Source organism: Hymenobacter agri (assembly GCF_054778495.1).
Genome location: NZ_BAAGZM010001067.1, coordinates 1 through 899 on the forward strand (window position 1 = coordinate 1; position 899 = coordinate 899).

Annotated in this window: 1 pseudogene; it reads right to left on the reverse strand. The window is 65.7% G+C overall.

Annotation, left to right across the window (positions count from 1 at the left end):
• A pseudogene (locus ACYVDE_RS24500) lies at positions 1–299 on the reverse strand (hypothetical protein); the annotation flags it as partial.
• Positions 300–899 lie beyond the last annotated feature (600 nt).

Genomic DNA, 899 nt, shown 5'->3' on the forward strand with positions numbered 1-899 from the left:
ACGCCCAGCCGGGCCTCCACCTGCTGATGCACGGCCAGCACGGCCAGCACCAAACCGGCATTCAGCCCCACGTAGGCCCACCACCGGCCGCCGTAGAGCAGGCGCGGCGCGGCCCACAGCAAGTTGAGGTAGAACACGCCCACCAGCAGGCCAAACACCACCGCCTGCGTCAGCCAGAATTCGGGGGGCTTGGGGCCGGGGTAGTCGGGCTGCTGAGCTACCAGCAGCACCGCCACCAGCCCCCACACCAGGGCGTGCAGCAGCAGCGTCGAAGCCGAACGGAGGGGCGGAAGGGGCATTTTTTGCGTTAAAAATTGAGGGTTAAAAGAACGTCATGCTGAGCGCAGTCGAAGCATCTCTCCCACGCAACTAATCAATGCGATTGCAACGCAGCGGTAGAGCTACTTCGACAAGCTCAAGCTCAGCATGACATGCCATTAGAATTCCAGGTATCAGGCCCTCGCTTAATCTCTCGCAAGCTACAACCCGCACGCAGCCACGCCCAGCGCCATATCGGCCAGTGGGCCGGGCGCGTCGGCCAGTCGGGCATTTGGGCCTGTTGAGCGACCGGGCCGGCAATTTGCGGCCCCAAAAGCCGGCACTCGGCGATGCGGACCGGCCACTCGGCGATTGCACCCGGGCGCCGCACACTACGGCCGTCATCTTTGGAGTAGATAAGCTGCCGGCCCGGATTGGCCGGCCCCTGCTTCGCCCCCCTTTTCTGCTCTTTGCCGATGGCCTCCTCCCTCCTGTCCCGCCTTGCTTCGATGCTGGCCGCCGCCGCGCTGCTGGTAGCGGTATCGTGCCAGAAAGACCGCGAAACCATCACGCCCACCGCCGCCGACATTGCCGCCCTCGGCGCGCTGCCCCTGACGGCCCCCGCCCCGGCCGACAACCCC